We start from the raw sequence: 16,717 nt of genomic DNA, 5'->3' as shown, positions 1-16,717 counted from the left end.
CGTCCGGTTAGGAGTGATCACTTCCTCAATGGATACCGTCATGTTCCTTGCCAGACTGTCTCTGCGCGCCATCGCGCCGTTCCCGACCCGAACCTTGCCAGGCGCTGTCTGCCTGGCGTTGACCTTGCTCGTCGGCACGCCGAGCCTGCCGGTCATGGCCGCATCATCCAGCGCTGAGCAGGTGGCGCCGAGTGTACCCGCCGGGCAGTTGCAGCAGGCGCTGAGCATCTTTGCCGAGCGCGCCGGTATCACCTTGTCTTACTCCCCGGAAGCGGTGCGTGGTTTGAGCAGTCCAGGTCTGCCCGGCGGCGGCTCACTGGAACAAGGTCTGGCGACGCTGCTGGCCGGCAGCGGCCTGGTCGCGCAAAAGACCTCGTCCGGCTACGTGGTGCTGCCAGGCAAGACCGACACCCGCTATGAGCTTGAGCCCACCAACATCAACGCATCCGCCGTTCAAAATGCTTTTGCGCCGGTGGAGGGTTATTTCGCCAGCAATGCCAGCACGGCCAGCAAAACCGATAAGCCAATCCTGGAAACCGCCCAGAGCGTCAGCGTGGTGACGGCTGAGCAGATTGCCGACCGAAAGGTCGACCGCGTCGAAGACGCCGTGGCCTACAGCTCGGGGGTGCGCGTCGGCAGTTCGGGGCTGGATCCGCGGTTTGACATGATCAGTGTCCGTGGTTTCGAAACCACCATCGGCGCTGACTTTCTCGATGGGCTGCGCCAGCCGGGCAGTGGATGGTTGTCGTTATACTCCACCGAGGCCTACAACCTGGAGCGCATTGAGGTGCTCAAGGGACCGGCATCGGTGCTGTACGGCCAGGTCAGCCCTGGCGGCATGGTCAACCGGGTGAGCAAGCGCCCGAGTCTGCTGGCGAAAAACGAAGTACAGGTGCAGGCGGGCAACTACAACCACCAACAGGCGCAGTTCGACGTCGGCGGTCGTCTGGATGAGGCGGGAGACGTGTTGTTTCGCACGGTGGGCGTGTACCGCGATGCAGAAAACTATATCGACCAGTTAAACAACGACACCCGTCTGCTGGCGCCTTCACTGAGCTGGCAGATCGACCCCGATACCCACCTGACGCTGCTGGCCCAATATCAGGAGCGCGAGACCGGTGCGTCGCCGATGCTGTATCAGGAAGGCGACCACCTCACCGATTTCTGGCAGGGTGATGAGTACTTCGACAAGCTCGAGCAACGGCAGTGGACGCTGGGCTATGAGTTTGAACACGCTTTCAACGATACCTTCAGCGTTCAACAAAACCTGCGCTACGGTCAGGTGGACACCACCAATCAGTACCTTCAACCCAGCGACGCCGGCGATGGACATACCCTCAATCGCTCGGCGATCGGGGTTTACGAGGACATGTCCTCGCTGTCCACCGATACGCGCCTGGTGAGCCGCTTTGCCACCGGGGATCTGCAGCACACCCTGGTCACCGGGATGGACTATGCCTGGATCGATACATCGCTGCTGTACGCCATGGGCGATGCGCCGTCGATCGATCGCGACGCGCCGGATTATCACCAACACGTCGATCGGCCCACGACGCCGCTGGCGGACGAGAACGGGCTGGAGCATCGCAGCGGCGTGTATGTGCAGGATCAAATCGAATTGAATCAATGGCGTTTGTCCGCCGGGCTTCGCCGTGACTGGGTCAAGGTTCGTCGAACGAACAACCTGAGCGACGTCAACAGCAGGACCAGCGATTCGGCGACCACGGGGCAGGTCGGTGCACTCTACCTGTTCGACAATGGCCTGGCGCCCTATGCCAGTTACGCGACCTCGTTCCTGCCCGAGAGTGGCACGAACGCCAGTGGCGAGCCCTATAAACCAACCAAGGGCGAGCAGTACGAAGTAGGCCTCAAGTATCAGCCGCCGGGCTCCAGTACCTTGCTGACGGCCTCCCTCTATCACCTGACACAAACCAATGTCCGCACCCGTGACCTGTCGAACCCCCTCAACAGCATTCAGACCGGTGAGCAGGTCTCGCGCGGTCTGGAGTTGGAGGCGGTGTCGGACCTCAGCGACCGCATGAAAATGACGGCCAGTTACAGCTATAACGATCCCGAAGTCACTCGCAGCAACGACGGCAATGAAGGCAAGGAACCGATGAACGTGCCCCGTCATCTGGCGACGTTCTGGCTGGATTACCGCCTGCCCATGGGCCTGGGCATGTCTGTAGGCGCGCGCTACACCGGCAGTAACTACGGTGACGCGGCAAACACGGTGAGAAACGAGGATTACACCTTGGTCGATGCCGGTGTGCACTACGACTTCGGTGGCGGGCTGGACGGCGTACGCCTGGCCTTGAATGGTCGCAACCTGTCCGACAAACGCTACATCAACTGCCAGGAAGGTTACTGCTACCGGGGTGAGGCGCGCAGCGTCGTCACCAGCCTGAGCTATCGCTGGTGAGGAGTGAGACGATGATGGGTATTTTGTTCAAGTATCTGGGCGCCATGCTGCTGATTGGCTTGTCCTTCGCCCATGCAGAGCCGGTGACACTGGATGGCACCGAGCAGTGGATGATGAAAAGCGCGCAAGGGCGTGATTACCGCATCATGATCAGCCTGCCTGAAGGTGACGTGCCTCACACCGGCGGCTACCCGGTGATCTACCTGCTTGACGGCAACGCCTATTTCCCGGCTTTCCATGCCGCCAAGCGCGCGCAGGATCGGTTGCGTGGTTCGATTCTGGTCGCCATTGGCTACCCGAGCGACACGCCGCTGGATTTCGTGCGTCGCGCCTTCGACTTGTCGCCTCCCGTCCCGCAGGAGCGCAACAATCCGCCACAAGGTGGCCAGGATCTGTTCCTCGACTTCATCGAGCAGCGCCTGATGCCGAGGGTGAACGAGCGCTTCAAGGTCGATCAGGATCAGCGCAGTTTGGTAGGGCATTCTTTCGGTGGCATGTTTGGCATCTACGCGCTGTTCACCCGTCCGGCGCTCTTTCAGCATGTTGTGGCGGTGAGCCCGAGCCTGTGGTGGCTCGACCGTTACCTGTTGGCGCCCGAACGCGCCTTCACAAAGCGTGCGCACGCCGGGCAAGTGGACCTGACCCACAGCAGCCTGACGTTGCTGTTGGGCGAGCGCGATATGGTGCAGGAGATCCAGGACGCCCGAGCTCTTCAGTTACGCCTGCAGGCGCTATCGCAGTATGGGTTGCGTAGCGATTTCCAGATCGAACCGGGCGAGGATCACATGTCGGTGCCGTTTCGTGTCCCCACTCGGGTGCTCGATGAGTTGCTCAGTACCAGGCGCTTCTGAACGGCAGCCAATCAAGATCGGGTCGGGTCAGGGATCTTGATGACCCCCTTACCTGATCCGCGTTCACGATTTTGAGTACGTGTGGCATCTATGTACCATGGGCACATGATTTTTGAGCGGCCACGAGGTATTGATGACTGCATTGTCGTTGTCGCCAGTGACCGAGTCGCAGGGGACGGTAAAGGCCCAGGCTTGATCCAGGTAGGGATGATGAACAGGAGCAGCCGTTGAACGAACAGACATTGTCCCAGCGCCTGGAGCGTGTGGCCGCGCATATACCCGCAGGTGCGCGCCTGGCCGATATCGGCTCTGATCACGGCTACCTGCCGGTGGCATTGATGCGCCGTGGTGTGATCGCAGCGGCGGTGGCTGGCGAGGTGGCGTTGACGCCGTTTCGTTCGGCTGAACGCACCGTGCGCGAGAACGGTTTTACCCAGCAGGTCATTGTCCGCCTGGCCGACGGCCTGGCGGCGATCGAGCCCGGAGACGGGATCACGGCAGTCAGCCTGTGCGGCATGGGCGGCGAGACGATCCGCGACATTCTCGCTGGCGGCAAGGCGCGCCTGAGCGGTGAGGAACGGCTGATCCTGCAGCCCAACGGCGGCGAGCAGCCACTGCGTCAATGGCTGATGGAAAATGGTTATCGCATCTGCTTCGAAGAAGTGCTGCGGGAAAACCGCTTCTACTACGAAATCATCGTCGCCGAGCGCGCCGGCCCGGTGACGTACACCGCGCAGGAGCTGTACTTCGGGCCATTGCAGATGCGCGCCCGCAGCCCGGCGTTCCTGGCCAAGTGGCAGCGCATGCTGCGCCTCAAACAGCGGACCCTGACTCACTTCGCCCGGGCGCGACAAGCCGTGCCCGAGCAGAAGGTGCAGGACATCGCTTTGCAAACCCGCTGGATCACCGAGCTGCTGGCCTGAGTCCGGTACTCGGAAAATAACGAAGCAATCATCCCTCGTCGACCTCGTCACCGCCCCCGGAAAACTTCGATATGAGCGTTAAGCGCTCGCAAGGGCTTGCCCCTGTCATGTGAACCTTCCGCCCATGCAGCGCTCACTTGTTAAGTCGCCGCGTTGAGTGATCGCGCTGTCTCATTGCCGATAAGGAATTCGCATGCACCCAACCTCGCCAACCATCGCCCTGGATTACCCTGTCGAACGTGAGCTGAGCCTGCGAGCGGTCAGTACGGGAATCGTGATCGGTGTCCTGTTGACGCCTTCCAATGTGTACGCCGGCCTCAAGATTGGCTGGTCGTTCAACATGTCGATCATCGCCTTGCTGATCGGCTATGGCATCTGGCAAGGCCTGGCCAAGCGTTCGGCCGCGCAACTGCCCTGGACGCTGCACGAAAGCAACATCAACCAGACCGTGGCCTCGGCCGCAGCGTCAATCATTTCCGGTGGGCTGGTTGCGCCCATCCCGGCCTACACCTTATTGACCGGTCAACAGTTGGACGTCATCCCGATGATCGCCTGGGTGTTCTCGGTGAGCTTCCTGGGGATCTGGATCGCCTGGTACCTGCGACCCTCGCTGCTCAATGACAAAGCACTGAAATTCCCCGAAGGCATGGCGACCCTGGAGACCCTTCTGCACATCTACAACCAGGGCCACGAAGCGGCGAAGCGCTTGAAGGTGCTGCTCAGCGCTGCGCTGCTGTCCGGGCTGGTCAAGTGGGTCGATACCTTCGTCTGGGCTTTCCCGCGCTGGTCGCCGACCCCGCAGTTGGAACGCCTGACGTTTACCGCGGACCCTTCGCTGTTGTTGGTGGGTTTCGGCGGGATCATCGGGATTCGCGTTGGCCTGACCCTGCTGCTTGGCGCCTTGTTGGCGTGGGGTGGATTGGCGCCGTGGCTGCTGGAGCAAGGCTTGGTGCAACTGCCGCCGGACAGCAGTGGCCCGCAGTTCGCGGCGCTGGTGGAGTGGTTGCTGTGGCCGGGCGTGAGTCTGATGGTCTGCTCGACCCTGACCTCTTTGGCGATTCGCTTGTGGGCATTGCACAAGTCCACCAAGGCGGGCGGGGGAACGACTTGGGTGGTGCCCAAGACCGGACCTGCCAGCGGTTTCCTGGTGGCGATCGTGTTGGTGGTGAGCCTGCAAGCGCTGTTGTTTGGCATCAACCCCTGGATGGCGTTGTTGACCATTCCCTTGGCCATCTGCCTGGCCGCCGTGGCCGCCCGGGTGGTGGGGGCCACGGGCATTGCGCCCATCGGCGCCATCGGACAATTGTCCCAACTGAGTTTTGGCATCGTCGCCCCGGGGCAGGTGCCGATCAATTTGATGAGCGCCAACACCGCGGGCGGTTCGGCTGGGCAATGCACGGACTTGATGAACGACTTCAAGGTGGGCCGGGCGATTGGCGCCACACCCCACAAGCAGTTGATCGCCCAGACCCTGGGGATTTTCGTTGGAAGCATCGTTGGGGTATTGGCCTACCTGGCCCTGATCCCGGACCCACAATCGATGCTGCTCACCCAAGAGTGGCCGGCCCCGGCGGTCGCTACCTGGAAAGCCGTGGCGCAAACCCTGACCCTGGGGCTGGACTCGCTGTCAGCAAGCATTCGCTGGGCGGTCATCATCGGCGCCGTGGCCGGCTTGTTGCTGGGGATTCTCGACAGCGTACTGCCCACCCACCGGGCCCGTTATTTGCCAAGCACGGCGGCTTTGGGCCTGGCGTTCGTCTTGCCGGCCTCGGTGTCGCTGATGATGGCCTTCGGCGCGGTACTCACCTGGCTAGTGAGCTGCCGCTGGGCGAGCCTTACAGAACGCTTTGCCATCACCGCGGCGGCGGGGTTGATTGCCGGGGAGAGCATTACCGGGGTGGGGGCGTCGCTGTGGCAGATGGTTGGAAATGGGTGAGGGAAGTGGAGTACGGGCGACCGGTCTTTCAAGACCCATTAATCAAAAGGCAGCGCGGTATGCAAGGTATATGCATGCAGCCATGCCCCCACGCTTGTCGCACCTGAAATGTAGTTAACCCCAATGGACGTCTCTGCCCAATGCTAGACATTATTGCAATATTCCTCTGTATCACAGCAGTACTCGCTTACCTCAATCGGCGCTACGTAGGGCTACCCCCGGCCATTGGCGTGATGGGTATTGCCTTGGGCTTATCGTTATTGAACATGGCCTCCGATGCGCTGGGCTTTCACTCCCTGCACACGCTTGAGCAATCACTGGTGGAGTCCATCGACTTCTCCGAGTTGCTGATGGAGGGCATGCTGTCATTGCTGCTGTTCGCGGGGGCCCTGCATGTCGACTTGTCGCAACTGCGCGCCTATCGATGGCAGGTGGCGTCCCTGGCTGTGGTTGGCACGACTGTGTCGACGCTGTTCATCGGCTTCGGGCTATGGTGGCTGCTGTCTTTTACCGACCTGGAGTTGCCGCTTGCCTACTGCCTGGTGTTCGGTGCGCTGATTTCACCCACCGATCCGATTGCGGTCATGGGCATTCTGAAATCCGCCGGTGCTCCAAGTAGCGTGGAATTGGTGATTTCCGGAGAGTCGCTGTTCAACGATGGGGTCAGCGTTGTGCTGTTCTCACTGATTCTGGCGATGATCGCCAGTGGCGACGCGCCCTCCGTTACCGGCGTTTCGCGGCTCTTGCTGGAGGAGGCGGGCGGCGGTGCGCTTTTGGGCGCGGTTGTTGGGTACGTCACGTTCCGCATGCTCAAGAGTATCGACAGCTATCAGGAGGAGGTGCTCATCACCCTGGCCGCTGTGCTCGGCGGATATGCCCTGGCCACTCATTTGCACGTGTCCGGCCCGCTGGCGATGGTGGTGATGGGGTTGATCGTCGGTAACCATGGACGCTCTTATGCCATGTCTGAGCAGACCGAGAAAAACCTGGACATGTTCTGGGAGTTGATTGACGAAATACTCAACGCGGTCCTGTTTGTACTGATCGGTCTGGAAGTGATTCTGATCCACTTTACCAGCCCGCTCATTGTCACGGGCTTGATGGTGATCGTGCTGACCTTGTTCTCGCGTCTGTTGACGGTAGGCGTCCCGATAGCGGTCCTGGGGCAGCGTTTCCGGTTACCTGAAGGCTCCTGGAGCGTGCTGACGTGGGGTGGGCTGCGCGGCGGGATATCGGTGGCCCTGGCGTTGTCGTTGCCACCGGGGGATGCTCGCGATGTCGTGGTTGGCATGACCTACCTGGTCGTGGTGTTTTCGATTCTGATCCAGGGTATGACCATCGGTAAGCTGGTCAAGCGCGTGATCCCTTGCTCGGGCGAATAGCGCTCATGCAAGTCGTGGACGTGACTCCTTGACTTGCATGATCCTGCGTCGCTGCTGCATTGAATGTTTCTAGGGCTGCGATGTGGTCAGAAGCTCGGTGCTCACGGTTGAGCGCCGATCAATGCGTGCCACGACATAGGCACACACTCCAAGTACCGCAGGGCATAGAGCCAGTACTGCGAAGCTTTTCACCACGGGCATGCCGCTGTTGAGCACGTAGGCCCCGAGTAACGGCCCGCATACAGAGCCGATCTTACCCATTGACGCTGCCCATCCGGCGCCGTTGCCGCGAATGGCACTTGGGTAGAAAACCCCGGCGATGCTGGTGATGCCGTAGTGGCTGCCTTTGACGAAAATAGCGCCCATCAGGCTCAGTGCAATAAAGGCGTCTCCTTGCAGTTCGCCAATGCCCAGGACCAGCAGAAAAGGTAATGACAGCAGGGGATAGATCATCACGGCGTAGGGCCCCCGGGTGTCGACCACTCGCATCAATACGAGCCCGGCCATGGCGCCGCTGAACGAGGCGAAGGAGCTCACCCATGATGCAGTCGCCCGGTCGAAACCGGCGTACTGGTACACCAGCGGGCTCCATGACGCGAGAAAATACATGGCCATGGAGCTTGCTCCAAAGCCAATCCAGATCATGGGAGTGATCCATTTCAGTTTGCCGATGAACAACTGTCCGACACGGAAAGGTCGGTGACCGATGTCGATTTCATCGGCAAGAAAATAGCGGTCCCCGGCGCGAAGATCGATGTCCGGATCCAGGCGCCTGAGGATCCGCGCCACGGTTTCGGGGCGTCTTTGCTTGCTCACCAGAAATCGCACCGATTCTGGCAGGGTGAAAAACAACAGCACACTGGAAAGCAACGTTGCGATGCCGCCCAGCGCGAACACACTGGCCCAGCCATAGTGGGGAGCCATCCACACGGTTAGAGGGCCGGCAACCGCGCCACCCAGGCTGAAGCCAACCATGATGATTGTGATCACGGTTGCACGGTAGCGCTTGGGCACAAACTCGATATTCAGCGCCCAACAGAGTGGCAACATGGCGCCCAAGGCAAAGCCATTGAGAAAGCGCAAGATCAGCAGCGAGGCGTAGCTATCGGCCAAGGTGAACAGCAACGTCATCAGGCCAAAGGCGCTGGTGGACAGGATGATGGTCGGGCGACGGCCGATCCGGTCACCCAGATAACCGAAAAAGAATCCACCCAACATCATGCCGAACAAACCTATGGAAAAGATGTTGCCCAGTTGCAACTTATCCAGGCCAATGTCCTCGGCCATGTAGGCGGCGGTGTGGGAGAGCATCAGCAAGTCGAAGCCATCGAGGAAGGTGATCAGCACCGACACACAGATGATCAGATAGTTGAAACTCGACAGTCTGCGCCCCTCAATCAAGGCGGCGACGTCAATTGCGCGTGACGGGATCATGATTGCTCTCCGCACAGTAAGATCCAAGTGAGCGTGTTCCGGCTTGCCGGACTCACCACAGTTTCCAGGTGTAACCGACGATCAAGCGATTTTCATCGAGCTGCTGGGTCAGACCATCCCCCGACCGGTACGTGACGTTGCGCCAGCGCAGGTTCAGGCCCTCCAGGGCACCGCTCTGGAAGACGTATGTCAGGTCGGTGTCACGTTCCCACTCACTGCCGTCGTTGACCGTACGGGTGCGGATATCGCTGCCTTTCACATAACGGGTCATGAACGTCAGGCCCGGTATCCCAAGCGCGGCGAAGTCATATTCGTAACGCAATTGCCAGGATTTTTCGTTGGCTTTGGTGAAGGAGTTGTAGGTGACGAGGTTCGCCACATACGGCGTACCGGTGTCGATCACGGGGAACACACTGTCTCCGGATAGGTGCTGGAACGCGGCGGCGAATCGCTGGGCCCCGACGGTCAAAGTGAACATGCCATTGAAGTTGCGGTTATCGATCTTCCCGGCTTTTGCCGCGCCTGTGTCGCTACTGTCGACGTAGCGCAAATCGGAGCGCAGGCTCATGCCTTCCCCCAGTGGCAGGACGTGAATCACTCCGGAAAAGTGCTGGCGGTAGATGTCCTGCAGTTCACCCTGGTGGTAGCGCAGGGTCAGGTTCTTGCCCAGCGTATAGTCGCCGCCGAGCAGGTCCAGATGATCGCTGCTCTGGCCGGCATAGCTGATGTCGTCATTACTGGAGGAGTCGCGACCGTTAGCCTCTGTCAATCTCGCTGCGGTGACGGTCAGGTTCTCGACTTCACTCGACGTCAGGTAGGCACCGGTGAAGGTCGAGGGCAATAGTCGGGTGTCGCTGTAATACGCCAGCGGGTGAATCGGCATCAGGGTTCCTACCTTGAGCCGGGTCTGGGACAGACGCATTTTGGCGGTCAGTCCCAGTTCGCTGTACTCGTCGACAGGCTGGTTGCTGTCGGGCCCGTAGGGCAACAGTGCGGTGCCCCGTCGACCTCGGCCCGAGTCGAGCTTGATCCCCAGTTCACCCAAGGCGTCGAGACCAAATCCAACGGTACCTTCGGTGTAGCCAGACTGAAGTTCGGCGAAGAAACCTTGGGTCCATTCTTCGGCCTTGGCCTGGGGGGCGCCACTCTGGCGAAAGTCGCGATTGAGGTAAAAATTGCGCGTGGTCAACGTCGCGCTGCTGTCCTTGAGAAAGTCTGCCTGGGCGTAGCTGCCGTGGCAGAAGAGGGCAAATGCGGTGAAGATGGCTAGATTCCTGTTCATTTTTTTATTGCTCTCAGGAGAGGGAATACGATTATTCAGGGCGAGTTTTGCCTGACCGCGTCGGTGACGACGCGGCACAGCAGGCGTGGCTCAAGGTGTTGTGAATCAGAGGCAGGCGGTCACGTCTGTGACGGGGCGGGCAATGGATCCACCGCAAGGTCGTGGCGGGTCAGGTGACCGATTGCGAATGCACAGGCGGCCAGCATTGCCGGACATATGGCCAGGACCAGGAAGCTCTTGACCACTGGCATTCCGCTGTTCAGTACATAAGCGCCCAGCAATGGGCCGAGGATCGAGCCGATCTTGGCGATCGAGGTGGCCCAGCCCGCGCCATTGGCGCGGATAGCGCTGGGGTAGAAGACCCCGGCGATACTGAGGATTCCATAGTGGGAGCCTTTGACGAACACGGCCCCGACCAGGCTCAGCATCAGGAACGCGGTGCCCTGCATGCCGGTGATGCCCAATACCAGCAGGAAAGGCAATGCCAGCAGCGGATAGATCATCACCATGTAAGGGCCGCGGGTATCGACGAAACGCATCATCGCCAAGCCCGCCATTGCGCCGCTGAACGAGGCGATCGAACTGACCCACGAAGCTGTCGCGCGGTCAAAGCCTGCGTACTGATAGACCAGTGGACTCCACGAGGCGAGAAAGTACATGGCCATGGAACTGGCGGAGTAGCCCAGCCAGATCATCGGGGTAACCCATTTCAGGCGGCCGATAAACAGCTGGCTGACCCGAAATTCCTTGCGGCCCAGATCCGGCTCGTCCAGTAGGACGAAGCGGTCGCCCGGTCGCACATCCAGGCTCGAATCCATACGCTTGAGCGTTGCCGTGATTTTTTCCGGGCCTTTGCGTTTGCTGGCCAGAAACCGCACCGATTCGGGCAGGGTGAAAAACAGGAGCACGCTGGCGGCCAGGGTCAGTACACCGCCGAACACGAACACGCCCTGCCAACCGATATGCGGCGCCAGCCAGACGGTGATCGGGCCGGCCATCGCGCTGCCCAGGCTAAATCCGACCATGATGATGGTCACCACCGTCGAGCGATAACGCTTGGGTACGAACTCAATGTTCAAGGCCCAGCACAACGGCAGCATGGCACCTAGGGCGAAGCCGTTGAGAAAGCGCAGGACCATCAGCGATTCATAGCTGTTGGCCAAGGCAAACAGCAAGGTCAACACGCCAAATGAGCAGGTGGAAAGAAGAATGGTGGGACGCCGCCCGATTCGGTCACCCAGGTAGCCGAAGAAGAATCCACCGAGCATCATTCCCAGCAGGCCGATGGAGAAAATCTCACCCAGCTGGATCTTGTCCAGACCGACCTCATCGGCAATGTAGGAGGCCGTGTGCGACAGCACCAGCAAATCGAAACCATCGAGGAAGGTGATCAGAACCGAGACCAGAATCACCACATAGTTGAAGCGTGAAAGTTTGCGACCTTCTATAAGCGCCGCTACGTCCAGGGTGCGGGACTGTGACATGTGCGTTCTCCACTGCATTTTTTATTTTTGTTGGAGTGGCGCCCCCCTATGGATGGTGGGCGCGTCGAACTGCTTTAAGCACTATTCCAGATTGAACGCCAGCCGCTCGCGCAATGCCGGGGCAGGTATATCACTCAACCTGCCATCGGGGCCCGCGAGGTCCAGCGCGTGGGCCGCAGCGGCCCCCATTGCGATACAGGGGCCCATTACACGGACACTCGACAGCGCGGCCGCATCGGCGTCGATGCAGCGACCGGCCACGACCAGGTTATCGCTGCCTTGGGCAAGCATGCTGCGCAACGGCACACTGTGAACGTGATCGTCACCAAAGGGCTCCCACTGGTAACCGCTGGTATTGCCGTGCAATTCCACCGGCCAGGAGGTGCGAGCTACCGCATCCGGGAATATCGTTGCCGCCCGCACTTCGTCAGTCGTCAGATGGTGATGTCCGACGATCCAGCGCGTCTGGCGAATACCTGGCAGCGCGTACGCCCGTACCTTGGCCTTGCTGTAGGCCTCGGGGTATTCCGACTTGAGGAAGTTGATGACCTGGTCCACCTGCTGGCGTCCGGCGATCGCGACATGGGAAGCGGCCACCGGATCCAGAGGCGTTTCGATGTGAGTCATGTTGAAGGCTGCGGTGCCACGGCCGGGGAACTGAAAGAACAGTCCGTCGTCGCGTTCGATACCGTAGCTTTTGGCTTTTTGTTTGACCCGTTCGGTGAACTGCGCGCGGGTGGGCAAGTACGCTTCATTGATATGCTCAAGGACGAACATCTGGGTGCCATAGATGGGGGTGTCCGGCTCGCGACAGGCAAGTCCGGCATTCCAGGCTAACGCCGCGTCTCCGCTGGCGTCGATAAAGCCGTTGGCTGCGACACGCACATCGCCGTAGCGGGTGGCCAGTTCCACTTCGCGGATCCGCGGACCTTCGCGCACGACATCGCGTAACACCGCACCGAGCACCACGGTGATCCCGGCGTCGAGCACTTTCTGGCCAATCCATCGACCCAAGGCAACTTCGTCGTAGTAAACAACAGTCGTCAGGGGGCCAATGGCCTGGTGCAAGTCCCCCGAGGCGCCCAGGTCACGCAGGATATCGTCGGCGATTCCGTGGGTCAGCAACCGGCGGTTCGGACCATTGGAGAACAGCCCGCAGAAGGTCCCGATAATTGAGCCGACCGCCTGACCGCCGAGCATCGGCAGGGCATCGAACAGCACTACGCGTTTGCCGAGCGCAGCGGCCTCCAGAGCGGCGGAAATACCGGAGATACCCGCGCCGGCAATGCATACGTCGGCCTGCAAGCGTTGAGCGGTGGGGGCGCTGGTACGGCGTACCGTGCGAATGACATGAGCCATAAAACTACCTTTGAGATGTAAAAAGGGCAGCCGATCCCGAGCCCGATGACCAAGGGTCACGGGAGCGGTTGTTGCGGCTGGCAGATTCCGGTTACGACAGGTCTCGCCTTCGCTCCGGCCCGGTCGGGTGTTGCGATACGAACTGATCGGTTTGCAGCTGACGCGGAGTCACTTCAACGGTCCCGGCGTCGGCGTCGACGCGAACCCAATCCCCGGTTTGAATCCGGCTCAACGGGTCTTCGGTGAAGTCGGTCATGGCGGGCGCATGGACGACCACGGCGCCAAGGCCCATTTTTGCGGTCATTTCGTTGAACAACATGGCGCCAGGGGCTACGCCGGCGAGACGGGCGATATGGAACTGCGAGGACCAGCCGGACGAACCTTTGGCGCCGGGAAACACCAGCACTTTGCCGGCGAAACTGATGCCCTTGAGTTCGTGACGGGTCTCGATGACGGTGCCGCTGCGCGGGTCGATACCGCCCCAGCCGGAGATGCGGTCCCGGGTCACCAGGGCCTCGCCTTCGAAACAGCCGCCGACGACCTTGCGGCCTTTGAGGGTGAAGGTTGTGCTCATCTCAATACTCCTTTCCAACGGCCCTCGATGGCGGCCTGGACGCAATCGGCGGTGCTACCGAACCACGCCTGGATACCCATGATCGCCGGCAGGTAGTGCGCCTGTTTGGCCGAATCGACTGCCGCCACCCGCGTGCCCGTGGGAAGTACCTTGCCAATGGCTGAGCAGGTATCGGTCATCAGATGCCCGCCGGCCTGTTCGATGATGCGGGTGTAGCCGGCGACGTCGGCCAGTTGTTTGATCGACGCCGCCGTAAATATCCAGAGCTCGGTATTCGGACTCAGGCGTTGGCCTTCCAGCAATTGGCAGACCTCCCAGATCTGTTCGAGGCTGTAGTGCGGGCAACCGAGCATCACGAAGTCAATCTCGTCATCGCGAGCGGTGATATTGACTTGCTCGTAGGCCCAGCGCCGTTCGGCCTCGCCGAAGCGCATTGCGGCCAGGGGAGGGGACGCGCCAAACGCCTGCTCGCTGGTTTGGGCTTCAGGCGTCACCCCAACCAGGTGATACATCTCCACCCCACCGCTGGAAGCCGCCGCCGCCCCGAAGTGCTTGAGGCGAGCCAGGTTGGGTTGGTGACTCACGCCTTGGATGACCGGGATGCGGTCCTGCACCTGCTCGCCGACCCAGTAGCCGAGCAATCCCCAGTCCGCCGTGGTACTCACGTCTATGTCCAGCTGGATCAGGTGGGTACCGCGACGGTTTTCCTCGATGTGCAGGCCCCAATAGGGGATCTTGCCGGTCAGCATCGCCGCGCCCGTGCTTTCCCGGCCTTCGGCATTGGTGCGGGCACCGAGTACCGAGTTGATATAGATCACCGCAGAGGATTCCATCCATGCGCAGTGTTCGCCTTTTACCGGCACGTTGCCGACTTGATAGGGCGTACAGGTATTCAGGGGTTGTACCCCCAGACCGCTGCTGTAAGCCTGACCTGTTTCATAGATGCGGACCACGTCTGGCGAGATGCCTTGGCGTACAGCGTGCCGGGGGTCGATGCCTTGCTGCAGGTGGCTGCTCGGGACCTTGACCCGAGGAATCTTGACCAATTCGGCGCTGTCGAGGTTGAACTCGCTGAACACCGCATCCATACCGCCATTTTGGTCTGCGTACTGACGCAGAAAGGGCGTGGTGGCTCCGATGGTACCGGCGACATTGCGCGTATCCACCAGACATTGCGCATCCAGGGCTTCGCCATAGCGCACCAGCAACTCCATGGCTTTTTGCACCGCCGGACCTTGATCGCCAGCGAGCATGGCTTTTTCGTCGTCGCGCAACTTCATTGCGGTTGCTCCCCGGGATGGGTGATATCCAGTGGCTTTATCAACACTGCACCGTGTTCCATGGAGGACACATTGTGGCGGTATATATCCAGCCAACCACCACCGAACTGGGGGGCCGCAGGTATCCAGCGGGCGCGTCGGGCTTGCATTTGTGTTTCGCTGATATTGGCGTCAAGGGTGTTGAGATCCAGGTCGATGTCGATGATGTCCCCGTCTTCCACCAGTGCGAGGGGGCCACCGACGGCTGCTTCAGGAGCCACCTCCGCCACGACCAGGCCTTTGCACACCAGCCCCGAGAGGTGACCGTCAGTCAGCATTGCCACGTGGTCACCCAGCCCGGCCCCGTCAATGGCGAACACTACCTTCGAGGCGCCACCGCCCATGGCGGGCCCGCCCTGTACACCTGCGCCCCGCATGACCACGACATGGCCGGGCTGAATGCGTCCATCCTGCAACGCTTGGATGGCATCGGCGGAGCGCTCGAAACAGATCGCGGGGCCCTTGAACTGGCGTGGCTTGCGCGGGTCGATGCCGTATTTGACGATGCCGGCCTGCGGGGCAATGTTGCCGCGCAGCATCACGATGGCCGGTTGCGTGGCAAAGGGAGCGTGCAACGGGCGGATCACCTCGTCGTCACTGACGGTCACCCCCTGCAGGTTTTGCGTCAGGGTTTTGCCGGTGACGGTCAGCACGTCACCGTGCAACAAAGGTTCAAGGCGCTTGAGCAGCCCACGGCCACCCCCCGCTGCTTCCATTTGCTCAATGCTGTGTTCGCCCACTGGTCGTACGCCGACCAGCACCGGTATCTTTTTTCCCAGTTTCCTGAAGAGTTGGTACACGTCCACGTCAATGCCACCTTCAGCCGCCACCGCCTGCATATGTTTGATGGTGTTGACCGAGCCTCCCGCAGCAAGAATTGTCGCAACGGCGTTGGCAAAGGCAGCAGGCGTCAGGATGTCGCGAGGTTTGAGATCTTCCTCGATCATTTCCACAATGCGCTTGCCTGCCTGGTGAACGAAATCGAACATCTGCGGGCTATTTGCTGCAATAGGGGAGCTACCGGGCAAGGCCATGCCCAAGGCTTCACATACCAGATGCATGGAGTTGGCGGTGCCCATGCCCGAACAGACCCCAGGCCCTCTGATGGCGTTGCGTGCCATGCCAGCCAGTTCCTCGACGGGCAGTTTGCCGGTGACCACGTGCATGGAGCTGATGAATACATCTTCGATATCGACGTGCTGGCCATTGTATTCGCCGCTTGGCTGATACCCGCACACTACGATCAACGTCGGGATGTTCAGCCGGGCAGCTGCCATCAACTGACCGGGTACTGTTTTGTCGCAAGAGGCCAGGCAGATCATGCCGTCGAGCTGAGCGCCTTCGACCGCGACTTCGATGTCATTGGTGATGAGGTCTCGGGCGGCGAGCATATAGGCGCCTCCCGCACCGGCACCGGTGATGAAGTCACTGGGCGCGGCCGTACGAATTTCGAAGGGCAGCGCACCGGCATCGCGTATCGATTGCTTGAGGCTGGCAGCGATACCATCCAGATGACTGAAGCAAATCGCCAGGTTCGAGGACGAGTTCACGATGGCGATTTTCGGTTTTTCCAGCTCGCTCTCCTCAATGCCCAAGGCGCGCCACTGGGCGGCGCGCACAGCCCACAAGTAGGATCCGTAGGGGAAATTACTGCGTAGCTTCTTGGGCATGATTCGCTCCGTTGTTTTTATTAGATGTCGATTCGGTTAATTACCTTAACGATCTTGTACCGAGTCTAGGCTTCGACCTAG

General features: G+C 60.5%; 12 protein-coding genes. 5 read left to right on the top strand and 7 right to left on the bottom strand.

Annotated elements, in window-relative coordinates; all coding sequences use genetic code 11:
* Positions 1-40: 40 nt before the first annotated feature.
* The 5 genes from AC3I65_RS15090 (at position 41) to AC3I65_RS15070 (ending at position 7,514) form a co-directional block, all read left to right on the top strand.
* On the top strand, positions 41-2,422 hold the full coding sequence (locus tag AC3I65_RS15090; protein WP_230682587.1) for a TonB-dependent siderophore receptor: 2,382 nt from the start codon (positions 41-43) through the stop codon (positions 2,420-2,422).
* 11 nt (positions 2,423-2,433) lie between these two features.
* A complete protein-coding gene (locus AC3I65_RS15085; RefSeq protein ID WP_047225568.1) occupies positions 2,434-3,273 on the top strand; it encodes an alpha/beta hydrolase in 840 nt (279 codons plus the stop codon).
* 227 nt (positions 3,274-3,500) lie between these two features.
* Entirely contained in the window at positions 3,501-4,196 is a 696-nt protein-coding gene (locus AC3I65_RS15080; RefSeq protein ID WP_316913237.1) for a tRNA (adenine(22)-N(1))-methyltransferase, read from the top strand.
* Between the two features lie 193 nt (positions 4,197-4,389).
* The gene (locus AC3I65_RS15075) at positions 4,390-6,132 is read left to right on the top strand and encodes an OPT family oligopeptide transporter (protein ID WP_281460100.1); all 1,743 of its coding nucleotides are present in this window, start codon (positions 4,390-4,392) and stop codon (positions 6,130-6,132) included.
* A 140-nt stretch (positions 6,133-6,272) separates the two neighbouring features.
* Positions 6,273-7,514: a cation:proton antiporter gene (locus AC3I65_RS15070; RefSeq protein WP_288911392.1), complete on the top strand. Its 1,242-nt coding sequence runs from the start codon at positions 6,273-6,275 to the stop codon at positions 7,512-7,514.
* A 69-nt stretch (positions 7,515-7,583) separates the two neighbouring features.
* Here the strand turns inward: AC3I65_RS15070 and AC3I65_RS15065 are convergent, their stop codons facing one another.
* The 7 genes from AC3I65_RS15065 to ilvD all read right to left on the bottom strand — a co-directional run bounded on the left by AC3I65_RS15065 (position 7,584) and on the right by ilvD (position 16,636).
* Entirely contained in the window at positions 7,584-8,948 is a 1,365-nt protein-coding gene (locus AC3I65_RS15065) for an MFS transporter (protein WP_488523947.1), read from the bottom strand.
* 52 nt (positions 8,949-9,000) lie between these two features.
* A complete protein-coding gene (locus AC3I65_RS15060) occupies positions 9,001-10,230 on the bottom strand; it encodes an OprD family porin (RefSeq protein WP_076384193.1) in 1,230 nt (409 codons plus the stop codon).
* Between the two features lie 119 nt (positions 10,231-10,349).
* Positions 10,350-11,714 carry an MFS transporter gene (locus tag AC3I65_RS15055; protein ID WP_047225575.1) on the bottom strand — a complete coding sequence of 455 codons (1,365 nt, stop codon included), beginning with the start codon at positions 11,712-11,714 and terminating at the stop codon, positions 10,350-10,352.
* Positions 11,715-11,795: 81 nt separating this feature from the next.
* Complete coding sequence (locus AC3I65_RS15050) at positions 11,796-13,073, bottom strand: FAD-dependent oxidoreductase (RefSeq protein WP_107322828.1); 1,278 nt, start codon at positions 13,071-13,073, stop codon at positions 11,796-11,798.
* 91 nt (positions 13,074-13,164) lie between these two features.
* On the bottom strand, positions 13,165-13,647 hold the full coding sequence (locus tag AC3I65_RS15045) for an aconitase X swivel domain-containing protein (RefSeq protein WP_281460103.1): 483 nt from the start codon (positions 13,645-13,647) through the stop codon (positions 13,165-13,167).
* Complete coding sequence (locus tag AC3I65_RS15040; protein WP_047225578.1) at positions 13,644-14,927, bottom strand: aconitase X; 1,284 nt, start codon at positions 14,925-14,927, stop codon at positions 13,644-13,646. The genes AC3I65_RS15045 and AC3I65_RS15040 overlap by 4 nt, the downstream gene beginning before the upstream one ends.
* Positions 14,924-16,636, bottom strand: a complete 1,713-nt coding sequence (gene ilvD, locus AC3I65_RS15035; RefSeq protein ID WP_173406862.1) for a dihydroxy-acid dehydratase — start codon at positions 16,634-16,636, stop codon at positions 14,924-14,926. The genes AC3I65_RS15040 and ilvD overlap by 4 nt, the downstream gene beginning before the upstream one ends.
* Positions 16,637-16,717 lie beyond the last annotated feature (81 nt).

The organism is Pseudomonas sp. N-1-13, from assembly GCF_057787095.1.
The sequence above is the reverse complement of the archived record's forward strand: the minus strand, read 5'-3'. Positions and strand labels throughout refer to the sequence as shown.

Bases quoted from the DNA above. Each gene is read 5' to 3' on its own strand.
- AC3I65_RS15075 (WP_281460100.1), top strand. From the start codon at position 4,390: ATGCACCCAACCTCGCCAACCATCGCCCTGGATTACCCTGTCGAACGT.
- AC3I65_RS15040 (WP_047225578.1), bottom strand. From the start codon at position 14,927: ATGAAGTTGCGCGACGACGAAAAAGCCATGCTCGCTGGCGATCAAGGT.
- AC3I65_RS15090 (WP_230682587.1), top strand. From the start codon at position 41: ATGTTCCTTGCCAGACTGTCTCTGCGCGCCATCGCGCCGTTCCCGACC.
- AC3I65_RS15065 (WP_488523947.1), bottom strand. From the start codon at position 8,948: ATGATCCCGTCACGCGCAATTGACGTCGCCGCCTTGATTGAGGGGCGC.
- AC3I65_RS15055 (WP_047225575.1), bottom strand. From the start codon at position 11,714: ATGTCACAGTCCCGCACCCTGGACGTAGCGGCGCTTATAGAAGGTCGC.
- AC3I65_RS15085 (WP_047225568.1), top strand. From the start codon at position 2,434: ATGATGGGTATTTTGTTCAAGTATCTGGGCGCCATGCTGCTGATTGGC.
- AC3I65_RS15045 (WP_281460103.1), bottom strand. From the start codon at position 13,647: ATGAGCACAACCTTCACCCTCAAAGGCCGCAAGGTCGTCGGCGGCTGT.
- AC3I65_RS15070 (WP_288911392.1), top strand. From the start codon at position 6,273: ATGCTAGACATTATTGCAATATTCCTCTGTATCACAGCAGTACTCGCT.
- AC3I65_RS15060 (WP_076384193.1), bottom strand. From the start codon at position 10,230: ATGAACAGGAATCTAGCCATCTTCACCGCATTTGCCCTCTTCTGCCAC.
- AC3I65_RS15050 (WP_107322828.1), bottom strand. From the start codon at position 13,073: ATGGCTCATGTCATTCGCACGGTACGCCGTACCAGCGCCCCCACCGCT.
- ilvD (WP_173406862.1), bottom strand. From the start codon at position 16,636: ATGCCCAAGAAGCTACGCAGTAATTTCCCCTACGGATCCTACTTGTGG.